Source organism: Saccharothrix longispora (assembly GCF_031455225.1).
In the GTDB taxonomy this organism is placed as follows: Bacteria; Actinomycetota; Actinomycetes; order Mycobacteriales; family Pseudonocardiaceae; genus Actinosynnema; species Actinosynnema longispora.
Genome location: NZ_JAVDSG010000001.1, coordinates 4042025 through 4058774, shown reverse-complemented (window position 1 = coordinate 4058774; position 16750 = coordinate 4042025). Strand labels below are relative to the sequence as shown.

General features: G+C 73.6%; 15 protein-coding genes. 5 read left to right on the top strand and 10 right to left on the bottom strand.

All coding sequences use genetic code 11. From position 1 onward, the window contains the following. Nucleotides 1-31: 31 nt before the first annotated feature. The 3 genes from J2S66_RS16085 to J2S66_RS16075 form a co-directional block, all read right to left on the bottom strand. Entirely contained in the window at nt 32-1492 is a 1461-nt protein-coding gene (locus J2S66_RS16085; protein ID WP_310307892.1) for a PP2C family protein-serine/threonine phosphatase, read from the bottom strand. 4 nt (nt 1493-1496) lie between these two features. Beyond that, complete coding sequence (locus J2S66_RS16080) at nt 1497-2219, bottom strand: GAF domain-containing protein (protein WP_310307891.1); 723 nt, start codon at nt 2217-2219, stop codon at nt 1497-1499. Nucleotides 2220-2318: 99 nt separating this feature from the next. After that, nucleotides 2319-4094: an N-acetylglutaminylglutamine amidotransferase gene (locus J2S66_RS16075; RefSeq protein WP_310307890.1), complete on the bottom strand. Its 1776-nt coding sequence runs from the start codon at nt 4092-4094 to the stop codon at nt 2319-2321. Between the two features lie 234 nt (nt 4095-4328). Between J2S66_RS16075 and J2S66_RS16070 the strand changes: the two genes are divergently transcribed. Together J2S66_RS16070 and J2S66_RS16065 are read left to right on the top strand one after the other, a co-directional pair. Beyond that, nucleotides 4329-5798, top strand: a complete 1470-nt coding sequence (locus J2S66_RS16070) for an amidase family protein (protein WP_310307888.1) — start codon at nt 4329-4331, stop codon at nt 5796-5798. Nucleotides 5799-5975: 177 nt separating this feature from the next. Beyond that, a complete protein-coding gene (locus tag J2S66_RS16065; protein ID WP_310307886.1) occupies nt 5976-7121 on the top strand; it encodes a carboxylate-amine ligase in 1146 nt (381 codons plus the stop codon). A 34-nt stretch (nt 7122-7155) separates the two neighbouring features. Here J2S66_RS16065 and J2S66_RS16060 read toward each other — a convergent pair whose 3' ends face one another. After that, nucleotides 7156-7308: a substrate-binding domain-containing protein gene (locus tag J2S66_RS16060; protein ID WP_310314816.1), complete on the bottom strand. Its 153-nt coding sequence runs from the start codon at nt 7306-7308 to the stop codon at nt 7156-7158. A gap of 55 nt (nt 7309-7363) precedes the next feature. Between J2S66_RS16060 and J2S66_RS16055 the strand changes: the two genes are divergently transcribed. Next, a complete protein-coding gene (locus J2S66_RS16055) occupies nt 7364-7540 on the top strand; it encodes a hypothetical protein (RefSeq protein WP_310307885.1) in 177 nt (58 codons plus the stop codon). Nucleotides 7541-7574: 34 nt separating this feature from the next. Here the strand turns inward: J2S66_RS16055 and J2S66_RS16050 are convergent, their stop codons facing one another. The 4 genes from J2S66_RS16050 to rhaI are packed head-to-tail and all read right to left on the bottom strand — an operon-like array spanning nt 7575 to nt 13134. Further along, nucleotides 7575-8375 (bottom strand): GNAT family N-acetyltransferase, encoded by an 801-nt coding sequence (locus J2S66_RS16050; RefSeq protein ID WP_310307883.1) that lies wholly within the window; start codon nt 8373-8375, stop codon nt 7575-7577. A 49-nt stretch (nt 8376-8424) separates the two neighbouring features. Continuing rightward, nucleotides 8425-9876, bottom strand: a complete 1452-nt coding sequence (locus J2S66_RS16045) for a rhamnulokinase (protein WP_310307882.1) — start codon at nt 9874-9876, stop codon at nt 8425-8427. Then, entirely contained in the window at nt 9873-11927 is a 2055-nt protein-coding gene (locus tag J2S66_RS16040) for a bifunctional aldolase/short-chain dehydrogenase (protein ID WP_310307881.1), read from the bottom strand. The genes J2S66_RS16045 and J2S66_RS16040 overlap by 4 nt, the downstream gene beginning before the upstream one ends. A 31-nt stretch (nt 11928-11958) precedes the next feature. Next, nucleotides 11959-13134 (bottom strand): L-rhamnose isomerase, encoded by a 1176-nt coding sequence (gene rhaI / locus J2S66_RS16035; protein ID WP_310307880.1) that lies wholly within the window; start codon nt 13132-13134, stop codon nt 11959-11961. Between the two features lie 206 nt (nt 13135-13340). On the opposite strand from rhaI, the gene J2S66_RS16030 reads away from it, so the two are divergent. Continuing rightward, a complete protein-coding gene (locus J2S66_RS16030) occupies nt 13341-14357 on the top strand; it encodes a LacI family DNA-binding transcriptional regulator (protein WP_310314813.1) in 1017 nt (338 codons plus the stop codon). Between the two features lie 62 nt (nt 14358-14419). Here J2S66_RS16030 and J2S66_RS16025 read toward each other — a convergent pair whose 3' ends face one another. Beyond that, the gene (locus J2S66_RS16025; RefSeq protein ID WP_310307879.1) at nt 14420-14752 is read right to left on the bottom strand and encodes a hypothetical protein; all 333 of its coding nucleotides are present in this window, start codon (nt 14750-14752) and stop codon (nt 14420-14422) included. Next, on the bottom strand, nt 14749-14970 hold the full coding sequence (locus tag J2S66_RS16020) for a hypothetical protein (RefSeq protein WP_310307878.1): 222 nt from the start codon (nt 14968-14970) through the stop codon (nt 14749-14751). Before J2S66_RS16020 ends, J2S66_RS16025 begins: the two co-directional genes overlap by 4 nt. Before the next feature lie 573 nt (nt 14971-15543). Between J2S66_RS16020 and J2S66_RS16015 the strand changes: the two genes are divergently transcribed. Next, a complete protein-coding gene (locus tag J2S66_RS16015; RefSeq protein ID WP_310307877.1) occupies nt 15544-16731 on the top strand; it encodes a helix-turn-helix domain-containing protein in 1188 nt (395 codons plus the stop codon). Nucleotides 16732-16750 lie beyond the last annotated feature (19 nt).

Below are 16750 nucleotides of genomic sequence, written 5' to 3'. Positions count from 1 at the left end.
AACCTTACGTCACCGGTGTCCCGGGAACAGGTCACGGGGTGGGGTTGCGGGGGTCCGTCCAGCGGGCTATCAGCACGGTGGCGTCGTCGGCCAGGACGCCGTCGTGCTGGTGCGCCAGGACGGACCTGACCAGCCGCCGCGCGGTCTCCGGTGGCGGGTGGCCCGTGGCCGCCTCGCGGTGCAGGAAGTCGACCAGGCGCTCCCGGCCGAAGGGCTCGCCCGCGCCGTCGGTGGCCCCGGTGATGCCGTCGGTGTAGATCACCAGCCAGTCGTCCGGTTGCAGCGCCTCCTCGGCGATGGTCAGCTCTCGCAGGCCCAGGCCGAGCGGTGGCCGGCGACCACCGGTCAGGGGCTTGACCACCTTGCCCGCCCGCATCACCAGGGGCTCGGGGTGACCGGCGTTGAGGTAGCGCAGCCTCCCGGTCGCGAGGTCCACCTCGGCCAGGACCGCGGTGGCGAACGCGCCCTCGCCGAACTGGTCGTGGATCGCGTCGTCGACGGCCCGGGCCTGCTCGTAGAGGCCGTGCCCGGCGCGGCGGGCGGTGCGGTGGGCGGCCAGCGCGGTGGCCGCGATCAGGCCGCTGCGCAGGTCGTGCCCGACCGCGTCGAGGACGATGAGGGTCGCCGTGGTCTCGGACAGCGAGTAGTCGAACGCGTCGCCGCTGACGTCCTGGCGGGGCTCCACCACGCCGGTGACGACGAAGCTGTCCACGCCGGCGGTGAGCGGGGGCAGCAGCGACCAGATCAACTCGCCGTCGATCGTGCGCGGCGTGCGCAGCCGCACCCGGTCCAGCGCGTCGCCGTGCTGGGTCAGCAGGGTGACCAGGTGCCCGAGCAGCATCGACACCCAGCGGCACTGGGTGCGCAGACCGGGGTCGTAGAGGTCGTCCGGGTCGACCACCGCGATCTCCAGCACGCCCAGGCGCTCGACCCCGTCCAGCAGCGGCACCCACAGGCGCGGTCCCGGCGTTTCCGAGGGCAGGAGCTCGACGTGCCGGAACGCCCGGCCGGCCAGGGTCGTCTCGACCTCCAGGGGGCTTCGGTCGCCGTCGGACGCGGTGGGCAGGGGGTGCAGGCGGCGCTGGTCGTAGTCGGCCAGGTAAACGGTGACGCGGACGCCCAGGACGCCGCCCGCCGCCTCGGCCACGGCCGGCAGCCGTTCCGGGGGCGCCAGCTCGGTGTCCTCCAGCAGCCGGACCAGGGCGGCCAGCGGCCCGGTGTCCGGGTTCCTCCCCCGGATCGGCCGGCTGTAGGCCGCGCGGTGCGGCGGGGTCAGCTCGTCGAGGCGTTCGTTGACCGCGTGGGCCAGGACGTCGCGCTGCACAGGGGCGAGGCCGCCCAGGCCGTGGACGTAGGCGTCCACGTCGATCAGCCCGGCGTCGCCGCCCAAGCTGAAGTAGCGCAGCCACAGCTGCTCGGTGGTCAACTCGGCGCGCTTGAGCGCCTGGGCCAGGGTGCGCTGCTGGTCCAGCGCGCGGTTGTCGTGGTCCACGCGGTCAGCGCCTCCGCCGCACGGTGGACTGCGCCAGGCGCTCGGCGGCCTGTCTCAGGGTGGAGCCCTGCTGCCTGGCCGCGTCGGTCAGCGCCAGGAACGCCGCGCGCTCGTCCACCCCGTCCCGTCCCATGATGATGCCCTTCGCCACGCTGATCATCTCCCGTTCCCGCAGGCTGTCCCGGAGCCGGTCGCTGATCCGCTCGGCGTCCCGCGCGGTGCGCGCGTTCGCCAGCAGCACGGCCGCCTGCGAGGCGAACAGCGTGAGCACCTGCTCCTCGCGGCTGCCGTAGACGTCCGGTTCCGGGGCGTACACCTTCAGCGCGCCCAGCGACCGGGCGCCCGCGACCAGCGGCGCGCAGAGCACCGCGCGCAGCCCCAGCCCGGCCACCGGTCGCGACCAGTCCGGCCAGCGCTCGTCCCGGGTCAGGTCGTCCACGCGCACGACCACGTGGTCCTGCCACGAGGTCAGGCACGGTCCCCGCCCGAGGCGGTACTGGAGCGCGTCGGCGCGTTCCACCACCGCGTCGGTCGCCGCCGCCGTGACCCGCTCGCCCCGCTCGTCCAGCAGGGTGATCCCGGCGCCCGCCGCGACCGGGACCACCTGCCTGGTCAGCGAGGTGAGCAGCTTCAACGCCGTGTTCACCGTCTCGGTGGTCAGCAGCAGCCCCGAGACGCGGGCGAACACACCGGCCAACTCGTCTGCCGTCGACCTGCCAGCGGCCATCCGCCACCCCGCTCGTCGTGCCACACCGTCCGGATTCGCGGCATACCCGGCTGCGCGCGGACTGAACATGAATCGATCACCACGTTCGCCCGCCGCCGGTCAGCCGATGCCGTGCTGCTGGAGCCACATCTCCAGCACGCCGACGTGCCACAGCTCGTTGCCGCCCACCTTGGTGACGTGGTCGTTGGGGCCGGCGAGGAGCGAGTCGACGTAGTCGGGGCGCAGCACGCCGCGCCGCCGGGCGGCGGGGGAGCGCAGCGCGTCGACCGCCAGGTCGAGGACGGCCCCGTCCAGCCGGGTGAGCGCCGGGACGGGGAAGTAGCCCTTGGGCCGGTCGACCACCTCGACCGGCAGCAGCTCGCGCCCGATGTCCTTGAGGACGCCCTTGCCGCCCTGGTCGGCCTTCAGCCCGGGCGGGCACGCCGCGACCAGCTCGACCAGGTCCTGGTCGAGGAACGGCACCCTGGCCTCGACGCCCCACGCCATGGCCATGTTGTCGACCCGCTTGACCGGGTCGTCGGGCATCAGCAGGTGGGTGTCGGTGCGCAGCACGGCGTCCAGCGCCGTGTCCGCGCCGGGCGCGTCGAGGTGCCGGGCGAGCAGCTCGCCGCTCGGGTCGCCGGCCGCCAGCCAGTCCGGCTGGAGGATGTGCGCGAGGTCGTCGTGGTCGTGGAACGCCTCGCGCAGGACCGCGGCGGCCCGGTGCCGCGCCGCGCCGGCCGCGGGCTGGTGGTAGCGGTAGCCGGCGAACACCTCGTCGGCGCCCTGGCCGGACTGCACGACCTTGACGTGCCGGGACACCTCCCGGCACACGAGGTGGAAGGCGGTGACGTCGTGGGTGCCCATCGGCTCGCTCATCGCGCCCACGGCCCGCCGCACGGCCGGCGCGATCTCCTCGTCGCCGATGCGCAGCTGGTGGTGGTCGGTGCCGAACTTGTGCACGACGGCGTCGGAGTAGGCGAACTCGTCGCCGTCCACCCCGTCGCGGTCGGTGAAGCCGATGCTGAAGGTGCTGGGCCGGTGCCCCTGCTCGGCCAGCAGGGCGACCAGGAGGCTGGAGTCCAGCCCGCCGGACAGCAGCACGCCGACCTCCACGTCGGACACGGTGCGCCGCCGCACGGCGGTGCGCAGCGCCTCGCGCACGGCGTCCCGCCAGTCCTGCCCGGTCCAGCCCTCGTGCTCGGGCCGCCGGGTGTAGGACGGCTGCCAGTAGACGTGGTCACGGGGCTCGCGGCCCGGTTCGAGGACCCGCACGGTGGCGGGCGGCAGCTTGCGCACCCCGCGCAGGATCGTGCGGGGGGCGGGCACGATGGAGTGCCAGGTGAGGTAGTGGTGCAGGCCGACCGGGTCCAGCTCGGTGTCGACCCCGCCGCCGGCCAGCAGCGCGGGCAGGGTGGAGGCGAACCGCGTCCGGCCGCGCACCTCGGCGACGTAGAGCGGCTTGATGCCCAGCCGGTCCCGGACCAGCAGCACGCGGTCGCGCCGCCGGTCCACCAGGGCGATGGCGAACATGCCGACGAGGTGGTCGACGAACCGCTCGCCCCACCGGTCGTACGCCTTGAGGACCACCTCGGTGTCGCTCGTGGACGTGAAGCGGTACTGGTCGGACAACTCCGCGCGCAGGTCCTCGTAGTTGTAGACGCACCCGTTGAACACCACGGCCAGGCCGAGCTCGTCGTCCACCATCGGCTGCGCGCCGTTGTCGGACAGGTCGATGACGGACAGCCGCCGGTGCCCGAGGGCGACCCGCCCGGCCGACCAGTGGCCCACGCCGTCCGGCCCGCGCGACCTCATGGCCGCCGTCATGCGCTCCACGGCCTCGACGTCGGGTGACCCCGATCCGTCGACCACGACTTCACCGGCGATCCCGCACATGCCTTCACCTCGATGAATCGTCCATCGGCACCGTCAATTCCCCCTGTACCCCGGTCGCGTTCGATCAAGCGCCACGAAGAGGAGTGATCCGCTCACCCGACGTGGTCACCGTCCTGGATGGACACCCCTGGTCACCCGGTCGTGTGGGCGGTTCGTCGCCCGGTGTTCCGAAACACGGCGGTAACGACCTTCGGCGGCTTGACCGGGACCGCGTCGCCGGCCTGCCATGTACCCATGCGCTCCCCGCTCGCCGCGCCCCCGTGCGCGCCCGACGCCGAACCGGGTCCGGACCTGGACTCGGCGACGATCCCCCACCTGATCGGCCTGATGGCGGCGGGCACGCTGGACCCGGTCGACCTCACCCGCGCCTACCTGCGGCGGATCGAGACCGTGGACCGGCACGTCCGGTCGGTGCTCGCGGTGAACGGCGACGCGCTGCGCGAGGCGGCCGGGAGCGCCCGCCGGTGGGCCGCCGGGCGACCGCTCGGGGCGCTGGACGGCATCCCGGTGCTCCTCAAGGACAACATCGACACGGTGGGCACGGGCGCCACGGCCGGCTCGCGGGCGCTGGTCGTGCCACCGACCGACGACGCCGAACTGGTGCGGCTGCTGCGCGCGGCGGGCGCGGTCGTGCTGGGCAAGACGAACATGTCCGAGTGGGGCAACTTCCGCTCGCCCTGGGCCACCTCCGGCTGGTCGGGCGTCGGCGGGCAGACGAACAACCCGCACGTGCTCGACCACAACCCGTGCGGGTCGTCGTCCGGGTCGGCCGCGGCGGTGGCGGCGTCGCTCGCCCAGGTCTCCGTGGGCACCGAGACCGACGCCTCGATCCTGTCCCCGGCCGGGCACTGCGGCATCGTGGGCTTCAAGCCCACGCTCGGCCGGATCAGCGGCGACGGCATCGTGCCGATCTCGTCGTGGCAGGACACCGCCGGACCGATGGCGCGGCACGTCGTGGACGCCGCGATCCTGATGTCGGTGCTGGAGGGGCGCGGGGTCGACTACGCCGCCGCCCTGGTCCCCGACCCGCTGCCCGGCGCCCGGGTCGGCGTGTGGCGGCGGGCCGGGTTCCACGCCGAGGTCGACCGGGTGGTCGAGTCGTCGGTGGACGTGCTGCGCCGCGCCGGCGCCGAGGTGGTCGACGTCGAGCTGCCCCACCTCGACCGGATCACGGCGGCCGAGTTCCCGGCGCTGGTCAGCGAGTTCAAGCACGACCTGGAGGCCTACCTGCGGACCAGGCCCGGCGCGCCGCGGACGGTGCGCGAGCTGATCGCGTTCACCGAGGCGGACCCCGCCGAACCCGCCGGGTTCGGGCAGGAGCGGTTCTTCGAGGCGGAGAAGGCGCCGCCGATCACCGATCCGGCCTACCGCGAGCAGCGCCGCACCGCGACCGCCCTGGCGCGCGCGGCGATCGACGACGTGCTCGCCGCGCACCGCCTGGACGTGGTCATGGCCCCCACCAACGCCCCGGCGTGGCGGACCGGTCCCGACGGCGACCCGGCCGGGCTGGGCTCCTCCAGGCCGTCAGCGGTCGCGGGCTACCCGAGCGCCACGGTCCCGGCGGGGTTCGCCGGCCCGCTGCCGCTCGGCGTGTCGTTCACCGCCGGGCACGGGGCGGACGCGCTGGTGCTGCGGTTCGCCGCCGCCTTCGAGCGGGCCGCGCCCGTGCGACGCGCGCCGGGCTACCTGCCGACCCTGCCCTGAGGGCCTGTCCCGAGCGGGTCGTCCCCGAGTCGGGGCGTCCCCCGATCGGGTCTGCCGTCGATCACCGGACTCGCGCCGCCGTGGCCCGGACCACGCCGACCGTCCTGCCGGGACGGCCCGTTTGGACGGGGTCGCCAGGGGTAGTCGGGAGTCCCGTCGTTCGACAGCGAGGTTGACATGGCACAGCTTTCCGATGCTGCCCGCTCTCGCGGGGGCGTCCCCACCGTGGGCGTCGAGGAGGAGTTCTTCCTCGCCGACCTCGCCACCGGCCGGCCGGCGGCGCTGGGGGACCTGGTGGTGCCCGGGGCGCGTGCGCTCGGCGGCGAGCTCCACCGGGAGATCACCGAGGTCCAGGTCGAGACCAACACCCCGCCGTGCCGGTCGTTGTCCGAGTTGCGCGAGCACCTGGTGGCCACCCGCTCGACCGCCGCCGAGGCGGCGCTGCGGCACGGCGCCGGGCTGCTGCCCGCCGGGGTGGCACCGCTGGGACCGCTGGCGCAGCCGATCAGCGACCTGCCGCGCTACCGGCGGCTGGGCGACACCTTCGGGCGGTTGGCCGCCGAGCACGCCATCTGCGGCTGCCACGTCCACGTGGAGGTGCCCGACCGGGAGACGGCCGTGCGGGTGTGCAACCACCTGCGGCGGTGGCTGCCGGTGCTGCTGGCGCTGACCGCGAACTCGGCGGTGCACGACGGTGTGGACACCGGCTACGCCAGCTGGCGTTCGGTGCTCGCGAGCCGCTGGCACTGCTCCGGGGCGCCGCCCCACTTCGAGTCCGTCGCGCACTACGACGAACTGGTCGCCATGATGATCGGCACCGGCAGCGTGCTCGACGAGGGGATGGTCTACTGGGACGTGCGCCCCTCGCACCACCTGCCCACGGTCGAGGTGCGGGTGAGCGACGTGCCGGCCACCGTGGAGGAGACCGCGCTGCTGGCCGCCCTGGTCCGGGCCCTGGTGATGACCGCGCTGGACGCCGTCCGCGAGGGCGTCGACGCCGAGCCGGTCGGCGCGGAGGCCCTGCGCATGGCGTACTGGCGGGCGGCGTGCGACGGCGTCACCGGCGTCGGCGTCGACCTGGTGACGAACCGGGCCGTCCCGGTCGCGGAGCTGCTGCGGGGCCTGCTGCGGCACGTGCGGCCCGCCCTGGCGCGCACCGGCGAGCTGCGCTGGGTCACCGGCATGGTGGACGAGGTGCTCGTCCGGGGCAACGGCGCGGTCCGGCAGCGCCGGGCGCTGCGCGCGAGCGGCAGCGCGGCCGACCTGGTGGCCTCGCTCGTCGAGCCGGGAGACCGGGACAGGCGGCCCGACAACGCCGCGTGAGACGGGGGGACGACCAGCACGGACCGGGGCGTGATCAGGACGAGGAGCGCACGATCGACCTCGGCTCGATCACGACCCGGCGCGCGGGCCGGTCGGGGTCGCGCAGCCGCGCGGCGAGCAATTCCACGGCCGCGCGGTCCACGGCGGCCTTCGGCGGCCGGATCGCGGTGAGCGGCGGGTCGGACAGCTCGGCCGGGTCAGCGGTGCTTCATCCGCGGCATCGCCACGAGCGGGCTGAAGGGGTGAACGCCGTGGTCGCCCGGTTGCTGCGGCCCGCCGCGCAGCGGACCTACGAGGAGGTCTTCGGCCTCGCGTACGTCGTGCTGTCGGGGTGCCGCGCGCCGGCGGGGGTGTTCGGCTGCTTCGCCGCGCTCGACGGGGGACGGGTGTGGCGCCCGTTCACCGACGCCTACCGGTGAGCAGCCGGTCCCGTGCGCCGTGCGCCCCGGATGGTCAGCCCGCGAGGCCGTAGAAGCGGATCGGCGAGTTCGGTTCGAAGCCGATCCGCCGGTACACGGGCGCACCGGCGGCGGTGGCGTGGAGGATGGCGCGGGTCGACCCGGTGGCCCGGTGGCCCTCGTGCAGCGCCTTGCGCGTCACGGCCTCGCCGTACCCCCTGCGCTGGTGCTCCGGGGCGGTGGCGACGAGCGCGACGAAGAGGCTTCCGTCCGCCTCGGCGGTCGCGGCGCACGCCACCGGGACGCCGTCGCGCAGGGCCAGGTAGGCGTGCACGTGCTCCTTCCACAGCGCGGAGCCGGCGAGCCCGTCGCGGCCGTCCTCCAGGGGGAACCCGTAGGCGCGCGAGTTGAGGTCCGCGTAGGCCAGCAGCCGGTCGTCGGTGGTCACGCGCTCGAACACCAGGTCGGGGTGCGCCGGCTCGGCGGTGGACGGCACGTCCCACGCCATGCCGGTGCCGGTGAAGGCGTGCACGAGGCCCGACCGCCCGGCCGCCCCGTCGAGCGCGGCGCGGGCGTCGTCGGTCAGCAGGTCCTCGAACAGCCACAGGAAGCCGGGGCGCCGCTTCGAGCGCATGACGTCCGCCGCCTCGCCCAGGCGTCGCCCGAGCAGGTCCGCGTCCGCGCCGACCTCGGTCAGCGTGACGCAGTTCCAGAACACGAACCGGCAATCGGCCCAGCGGACGGCGATGCCCGGGAGGTCCCGCACGTCCGCGTCCGGGTCGCGGTCGAGGACCACGCCGCGCCAGACCGAGGCCAGCTGCTCCACCGACTCGACCGAGTCCGCGAGTTCCACCACCGGTAACCCCCTGTGCGCCGTCGACCACGCGGAGCTTATCGACCCGGGGTCACGCGAGGCCGAGCCGGCCCTCCGCCTCGTCCCAGGCGGCGGTGTCACCGCGCGGCTCGTACCCGACCACGCCGGTGGAGGCGCGCACCAGCCCGCGCAGCTCGGCCAACCCGCCCGTGACGACGCCGAGCGCGCGGGCCTGGACCAGGGCGTTGCCGCACGCGGCGGCCTCGACCGGGCCGGCGAGCACGGGCAGGCCGCACGCGTCGGCCGTGGACTGGCACAGCAGGGTGTTGCGTGCCCCGCCGCCGACCACGTGGACCACCCCGACCCGCGTGCCGGACAGCCCGGCGGCCTGCCGCACGGCGCGGCGGTGGGCCAGGGCCAGGCTGTCCAGCACGCAGCGCACCACGGCGGCGGGCGTCCCCGGCGGTCGTTGTCCGGTCCGGGCGCACGCCGCCGCGATGCGGGCCGGCATGCCGCCGGGCGGGATGAACGCCGGGTCGCCCGCGTCGACCACCGCCGCCAGGGCCGGTTCGCCGGCCGCCGCGTCCAGCAGGGGACCCGGCTCCGGGTCGCCCCACTCGCGCAGGCACTCCTGGAGCAGCCACAGGCCCATCACGTTGCGCAGGTAGCGCACCGTGCCGTCCACGCCCAGCTCGTTGGAGAAGTTCGCCCGGCGACCGGCCTCGGTGAGCACCGGCCCGTCCAGCTCGACCCCGACCAGCGACCACGTGCCGGTGGCCACGTACGCGAAGTCCCGACCGGCGGCCGGCACCCCGACCACGGCCGACGCGGTGTCGTGCGACCCGACCGCCACCACCGGCACCGGGGCCGGCAGGCCCGTCCCGGCCAGCACGTGCGGCAGCAGCGACCCGACCACCGCGCCCGGCTCCACGAGTGGCGGGAACAGCCCGGCGTCGATGTCCAAGCGCGCCAACAGCTCCGCCGACCACGTGCGCGTCCGCGTATCGAGCAGGCCGGTGGTGGAGGCGTTGGTGACCTCCGCGAAGCGCGCCCCGGTCAGCCAGTGACCGATCAGGTCGGGGATCAGCAGCAGGTGGCGCGCCGCGGCCAGCTGCGGTGTCCCGGCCGCCGCCACGAGCTGGTAGACGGTGTTGAACGGCAGCACCTGCAACCCGGTGACCCCGTACAGCTCGGCCGCCGGCACGCGGGCGTGCACGGCGTCGGGCACCCCGTCGGTGCGCCCGTCCCGGTAGTGCACCGGGTTGCCGAGCAGCGCGCCGGTGGCGTCGAGCAGGCCGTAGTCCACCGCCCACGAGTCGACGCCCACCGCGGCCAGCCCCGGCCCGGCCGCGCGCAACCCGTCCAGCACGCCCCGGTACAGCCCGAGCACGTCCCAGTGCAGCGTGCCGCCGAGGCGCACCGGCCCGTTGGGGAACCGGTGCACCTCGGTGGACGCGATCCGGTCGGGCGTCACGTCGAAGGCCAGCACGCGCCCGCTGGACGCGCCGAGGTCGACCGCCGCGACCCGCGCCCCCGCCGTCATCGCAGGAACGCGGCGGCGACGCCGGAGTCGACCGGCACGTGCAGCCCGGTGGTCCGGGACAGGTCGCCGCCGGTGAGCGCGAAGACCGCCGCGGCCACGTGCTCGGGCAACACCTCGCGGCCGAGCAGGGTGCGCTTGGCGTAGTAGGCGCCCAGTTCCTCCTCCTTCACGCCGTAGACGGCGGCGCGCCGCGCGCCCCAGCCGCCGGCGAAGATGCCGGAGCCGCGCACCACGCCGTCCGGGTTGACCCCGTTGACGCGGATGCCGTGCGGGCCCAGTTCGGCGGCCAGCAGGCGCACCTGGTGGGCCTGGTCGGCCTTGGTGGCGCCGTAGGCGACGTTGTTCGGTCCGGCGAACACACCGTTCTTGCTGGCGATGTAGACGACGTCACCACCCGTGCCCTGCTCGATCATCACGCGCGCGGCGGCCCGCGAGACGAGGAACGAGCCCTTCGCCATCACGTCGTGCTGGAGGTCCCAGTCGCGCACGGTGGTCTCCAGCAGCGGCTTCGAGATCGACAGGCCGGCGTTGTTCACCACCAGGTCCACGCCGCCGAAGGCGAGCACCGCCTCGGCGAAGGCCCGCTCCACGGCGTCCTCGTCGGACACGTCCGCGTCCACGGCGATGGCCACGTCTGCGGTGCCGATCCCGGCGGCCACCTCGGCCGCCTTGGCCGCGTCGAGGTCGGCGACGACCACGCACGCGCCCTCGGCGGCCAGCCGCTCGGCGACGGCCTTCCCGATGCCCGAGGCCGCGCCGGTGACCAGCGCGACGCGCGCGGCCAGCGGCTTCGGCCCGGGCATCCGGGCCAGCTTGGCCTCTTCCAGGGCCCAGTACTCGATGCGGAACTTCTCCGACTCCGGGATCGGCCGGTAGGTCGACACCGACTCCGCGCCGCGCATGACGTTGATCGCGTTGACGTAGAACTCGCCCGCCACCCGCGCGGTCTGCTTGTTCCGCCCGAAGGAGAACATGCCCACGCCGGGCACCAGCACGATCGCCGGGTCGGCGCCGCGCATCGCGGGCGAGCCCGGGGCGGCGTGCCGCTCGTAGTAGGCGCGGTAGTCCTCGCGGTAGGCGGCGTGCAGCTCCCGGAGCCGCGCCACGACCTCCTCGACGGCCGCGCCGGCGGGCAGGTCCACCACCAGCGGCGTGACCTTGGTGCGCAGGAAGTGGTCCGGGCACGACGTGCCCAGCGCGGCCAGCGGCCCGAGCTTCTCGCGGGACAGGAAGTCCAGCACGACGTCGGTGTCGGTGTAGTGGCCGACCTGCGGGTGGTCGGTGGAGGCCAGGCCCCGCACCACCGGGAAGATCGCGGCGGCCTTGGCCCTCCGCTCGGCCTCCGGCAGGGGCTCGTTGCCCGGCACGACCGCGCCGAACGGCTCGGGGACGCCGTGCTCGGCCAGGAACGCCTCCGCCGTGCGGATGATCTCCAGCGAGTGGGCCTCGCACTCCTCGGACGTGCCGCCCCACGCGGTGATGCCGTGCCCGCCCAGCACGCAGCCGATCGCCTGCGGGTTCGCCGCCTTGATCGCCGCGATGTCCAGCCCGAGCTGGAAGCCGGGACGGCGCCACGGCACCCAGACGACCCGCTCGCCGAAGCACCGCCGCGTCAGCTCCTCCCCGTCGGCGGCGGTGGCCAGGGCGATGCCGGAGTCCGGGTGCAGGTGGTCGACGTGCGGTGCGTCGACCAGGCCGTGCATGGCGGTGTCGATCGACGGGGCCGCGCCGCCCCTGCCGTGCAGGCAGTGGTCGAACGCGGCGACCATCTCGTCCTCGCGCTCCACACCGGGGTAGACGTCCACCAGCGCGCGCAGCCGGTCCAGGCGCAGCACGGCCAGCCCGGCCGGGGTGAGCGTGCCCAGGTCGCCGCCCGAGCCCTTCACCCACAGCAGGTCGACCGGGGCGCCGGTGACCGGGTCGCCGCCGACGCCCTTGGCGGAGGTGTTGCCCCCGGCGTAGTTGGTGTTGCGGGGGTCGGCGCCCAGCCGGTTCGAGCGCTCGACCAGCCGCGCCGCGGTGTCGTCGGGCGCGGTCGTGTTGTCGGTCATGCGGTGGGGCTCCTCGGGGAGGGGGAGGTGGTCAGGACCAGCCGGCCTGGGTGCCGCCGACGCGCTCGGCGGCGATCTTCGCGGCGTAGCCGGAGGCGCGGTAGGCGGCCATCGGGTCGCGGGGCAGGCCCCTGGCCTCGCGGCGGTCGGCGAGCGCGCCGCGCACGTCGGTGTGGAAGGCGTCCATCAGCACGTCGTGCGCGCCGAGCACGTCGCCCGCCAGCCGGGCCTCGTCCAGCGCCGCGGTGTCGACCAGCAGCGCCTTCGCCAGGGCCTGCTCGACGTTGAGGACCGAGCGGATCTGACCCGCCACCTTGTCCTCGATGTTGTGGCACTGGTCGAGCATGAAGTTGACGCCCGACCGGGGGAGGTGCGCGTCCTGCGAGACGATCTCGACCATGATCCGGAAGAGCTGGAACGGGTCGGCCGACCCGACGATCAGGTCGTCGTCGGCGTAGTAGCGGGAGTTGAAGTCGAACGCGCCCAGCCGCCCCGCCCGCAGCAGCTGCATCACGATGAACTCGATGTTCGTGCCCGGCGCGTGGTGCCCGGTGTCCAGCACGACCTGCGCCCGCTCGCCCAGCGCCTGGCAGTGCAGCAGCGCGGTGCCCCAGTCGGGGATGTCCATCGAGTAGAAGTAGGGCTCGAAGAACTTGTACTCGACCAGCAGGCGGTGCTCGGGGTCCAGCGCCTCGTAGATCCGCCGCAGCGAGTCGGCCAACCGGTCCTGCCTGCCGCGCAACGAATCCTGGCCGGCGTAGTTCGTGCCGTCGGGCAGCCAGAGCTTGAGGTCGGTCGAGCCGGTCGCGCGCATGACGTCGATGCAGTCGAGGTGGTGGGCCACGGCCTTGGCGCGCACGCGGGCGTCGGCGTGCGTCAGGGAGCCGAGCTTGTAGTCGTCGTCCTGGAACAGGTTCGAGTTGATCCCGCCGATCCGCACGCCGAGGTCGGCGGCGTGCTCGCGCAGCCGCTCGTAGTCGTCGACCCGGTCCCACGGGACGTGCAGCGACACGCGCGGCGCGAGGCCGGTCAGCGCGTGCACCCGCGCGGCGTCGGCGATCTTCTCGAACGGGTCACGCGGGGTACCCGGTGTGGTGAACACCTTGAAGCGGGTGCCGGAGTTCCCGTACGCCCAGCTGGGCACCTCGATCGTGAAACCGTCGAGGCCGGCCAGGGCCTCCGGCGGGGTCTCCTGTGGGGACGTCACGCGTAGTTCCTCTCGACCGCGGGGTACCGGCCACTCGGACGCTAGCCTTCTTTGGAACGTTTCACAACAGGGTCGCCCGAAGATCCCCGTGTTGCCGAGCGCCCTCCATTCCTGCTGCTAGGCTCCTGCGACCACCGGTTGGTTGGACGTTTCAGCCCGCACCCGTGCGGACCGGAGAGGGAGGGGACGCGGTGTCGGCACCGAGCATGAAGGACGTCGCCGCGCGCGCCGGGGTGGCGCTGGGCACCGTGTCGAACGTCCTCAACCGCCCCGAGATGGTGTCCGAGCGGACCCGTCGGCGGGTGCTGGACGCGATCGCCGAACTGGGCTTCGTGCGCAACGAGTCGGCCAGGCAGCTGCGCGGCGGCACCAGCCGCACCCTCGCCTACGTCGTCCTCGACACCCGGAACCCGTTCTTCACCGACGTGGCCGCGGGCGCGCAGGGGGTCGCCGACGAGGCCGGGCTCGCGCTGTTCCTGTGCGACGGGGGCGAGGACCGGGCCCGTCAGCACCACTACCTCGACCTGCTGGAGCAGCAGCGGGTCGAGGGCATCCTCATCACCCCCGTCCAGGAGGACGACCCGCGCATCGCCGCACTGGCGAGCCGGGGCACGCCCGTCGTGGTCGTCGACCGGGGCGCGGGGCCGGACCAGTGCTCGGTGTCGGTCGACGACGTGCTCGGCGGCGACCTCGCCGTCTCGCACCTGCTCGACACCGGCCACCGCCGCATCGCCTTCGTCGGCGGCCCCCGCACCATCGGCCAGGTCGCCGACCGGGTGGCGGGCGCCCGACAGGCCCTCGTCCGCGCAGGCGCCGACGCCGAGTCGCTCACCGTGCTGGAGACGGACCGGCTGGACGTCGCCGAGGGCAGGCGCGCGGGACAGCGCCTGGCCGGCCTCCCCGCCGCCCGCCGCCCCACGGCCGCCTTCTGCGCCAACGACATGCTCGCGCTGGGGCTGCTCCAGCAGGCCGTGCGCCTCGGCCTGCGCGTGCCCGACGACCTGGCGATCGTCGGCTACGACGACATCGAGTTCGCCGCCGCCGCGGCGGTCCCGCTGACCTCGGTGGCCCAGCCCCGCCAACTCCTTGGGCGCACGGCGGCGGAACTGCTGCTGGACGAGGCCCGCAACCCCGGCGGTCACGTCCACCAGCGCCGCGTGTTCGAACCGGAGCTGGTCATGCGCGAATCGACCCGTACCCGTCCGGCGGGCGCGCTCGGCTGACCGCGACCGGTCGCACGGCACCTTCTCGGTACGACCCGCCGCGCAGCCCTGCCGCGCGGTGTTCAGCTCTGCTGGACCGCCGCCCCTCCCTCGCTCAGCCACACCACATGCACCAGCGCTGCCCCCGTCGACCGCGAGGAGATCTCGAACAGCGTCCGGGCGCTCTCCGCACTCTGGGAGTGCAGTTGAAAGCCGCCTTCCACGGAGTTGACATCAGCTCGGTCCTCGTAGGCCAGACCGTAGCCCGCAACGCGGGCGTCCTGGCCTTCCCCGTACTCCTCCACCAGAGCGAACAGCCGGGGTGCTTCGCACACCGCCAGCTCCCGCATCAGTCCGGTGAACTCCTCCCTCGTCCACGGCGGTCCAGGCATGGTCTGCTCAGCCGGCTCGGTCACGCGCTCTTCCTCTTCTCGCAGGTCTGGATCAGGGCGTCAGCGGTCGCTTCCTCGATCGGCCGCAACAAGGGACTGGTGGTGGGCAGTTCGTCCACGGAGTCGGCGAAGTGGCCGTCATGCCAGATGACTCCAGGGAGGATGGGCCGGCCCAGCTCGGCGTAGCCCAGGACGGCTTGCGAGGTCGTGGGCAGTTCGGTGTCCGGCGTGCTGGTCGGCACTGCCTTGCCTTTCTGTTGAGGGATCTGCTGTTGGAGCGGAGGCGGACACGACCTCGAACAAGTCGTCGACCGCATGGGGGCGAGGCAACAAGGGCGCCGCCGATGAAGGCCCGGACCGGGCTGGAGTTCGCCGCTCACTACTCGCGCACCGGGAACGGTGACCTCCATGGCCTTGGCCGGCCCGTAGTCCGAGCGAAAGCCCGCGAGCCGCGCGGCACGGGTGAAGATGTCGGTACGCAGCCGGATGTCGTGCCGACATCCAGTGCACTGTCCTATGTGGACGGCTTGGCTCAGGTGGGTGGCGTGGTCGCGGCTCTCTTGTAGCGTTGCGCTTGGTGTCGGGTGGCCCCAGCACCAGCGGCGCGGGACCATCGGGGACTTCGGGAGGCACCTCCACCAAGGGCTTGCGGGACGCTGGGGCCGAGATCAAGTCTGTGATCCAGACGGGACGACAGACAGCGCCGCTACGAGGCCGGGGTGTCGCCCAAATGGGGCCAATCTGATGCAGCGCTACGCTTGACCAGGCAGAACCCGCACCGCGGAATGCGGCAGCCAACGCCAGGAGGTCACCCGATGGCAGTACGGCGAACGGGCTTTGTCCGTGCCCGGAAGGCCGCCGGCTTCACCCAGGAGTCGTTCGCGGAGGTGATGCACGTCGACCGCTCCACCGTGGCGCGCTGGGAGCAGGGCACGCGTGAGCCGCTGCCGTACCAGCGTCCGAAGCTGGCAGGGCTGCTGAAGATCTCGATGACCGCGCTGGACGAGCTGCTGCACTCGGAGAAGGAAAGTGTTGCGGTGAAGCAACATGAAAACTCGCCGGCAGTCGTGTTGCCCGCTCCACGGGTGGTCCATGCCGAGCTGCTGACGCAGTACGAAGCGCTGACGAGCACCTACCGTCAAATCGACTACCAGGCCGGCTCGGTAGCGGTGTATGAACAGACCGTCTCCCAGCTCGACCGCCTGGCGGGGTTGGCCGACAACGTGCCGTCATCCCACTACCAGCGGTTCGCCCTGGTGCTCGGTGACACAGCCCAGCTCGCCGCCTGGTTGGCGATCGACCACCAGGACTACGGCGCAGCACGGCGCTATGCCTCGCTGGCTTTGTCCAGCGCACAGGAAGGCGAGGACGCCCAGCTGCACGCCTACGTGCTGGGGATCATGAGCTACATCCACCTGCACGCGGGTCGAGGGCCGGACGCGTTGCGCCTGCTACTGGCAGCGCTGCACCTGGCGGAGAACCCGCGTTTCAGCATCGGCCAAGTCCTCCACTCCTGGCTGTCCGAAGCCGTCGGGGAGGCGTACGCCCTGGCTGGTGACCACCGGGCGGGGGCGGCAGCGCTGGCCGAGGCTGAGCGGTTGTTCGATGGCGTCGACAGGACGGACGTACCAGCGTGGCTCGGCTTCTACAACGGCGCTGAACACATCATGCGGCTGAAGGGTCGTTGTCTCGTCCGGTTGAGAGATGGTGCCGCTGCGGTGACCGCGCTGGAGGAAGCCGTCCAGGCGTTGCCTGTGCACTACGTCCGGGAGCGCTCCGGCACGCTCATCGATTTGGCCATCGCTCGCCTGATGCCGTCGCGCACCGGCCGGACCTCAGCCGTCGAACCCGAGGTTGCCGCCACTGCTGCCCTCGAAGCGTGGGAGCTGGCCGTCCAGACTGGTTCCGGCCGCAACCAACGCCGGGTACGCGAGCTGCTGCCCCAGCTCCGGCCCTATCGGCAACTCGGCGCTGTACGGACGTTGCTTGAGGTGGCCCCGTAGCATCGGCTCCGTGCCGACT

Excerpts from the sequence above, each read along its gene's own strand:
- J2S66_RS16080 (WP_310307891.1), bottom strand. The coding sequence starts at position 2,219 with ATGGCCGCTGGCAGGTCGACGGCAGACGAGTTGGCCGGTGTGTTCGCC.
- J2S66_RS16075 (WP_310307890.1), bottom strand. The coding sequence starts at position 4,094 with ATGTGCGGGATCGCCGGTGAAGTCGTGGTCGACGGATCGGGGTCACCC.
- J2S66_RS16070 (WP_310307888.1), top strand. The coding sequence starts at position 4,329 with ATGCGCTCCCCGCTCGCCGCGCCCCCGTGCGCGCCCGACGCCGAACCG.
- J2S66_RS16065 (WP_310307886.1), top strand. The coding sequence starts at position 5,976 with ATGGCACAGCTTTCCGATGCTGCCCGCTCTCGCGGGGGCGTCCCCACC.
- J2S66_RS16045 (WP_310307882.1), bottom strand. The coding sequence starts at position 9,876 with ATGACGGCGGGGGCGCGGGTCGCGGCGGTCGACCTCGGCGCGTCCAGC.
- J2S66_RS16040 (WP_310307881.1), bottom strand. The coding sequence starts at position 11,927 with ATGACCGACAACACGACCGCGCCCGACGACACCGCGGCGCGGCTGGTC.
- J2S66_RS16030 (WP_310314813.1), top strand. The coding sequence starts at position 13,341 with ATGAAGGACGTCGCCGCGCGCGCCGGGGTGGCGCTGGGCACCGTGTCG.
- J2S66_RS16015 (WP_310307877.1), top strand. The coding sequence starts at position 15,544 with ATGGCAGTACGGCGAACGGGCTTTGTCCGTGCCCGGAAGGCCGCCGGC.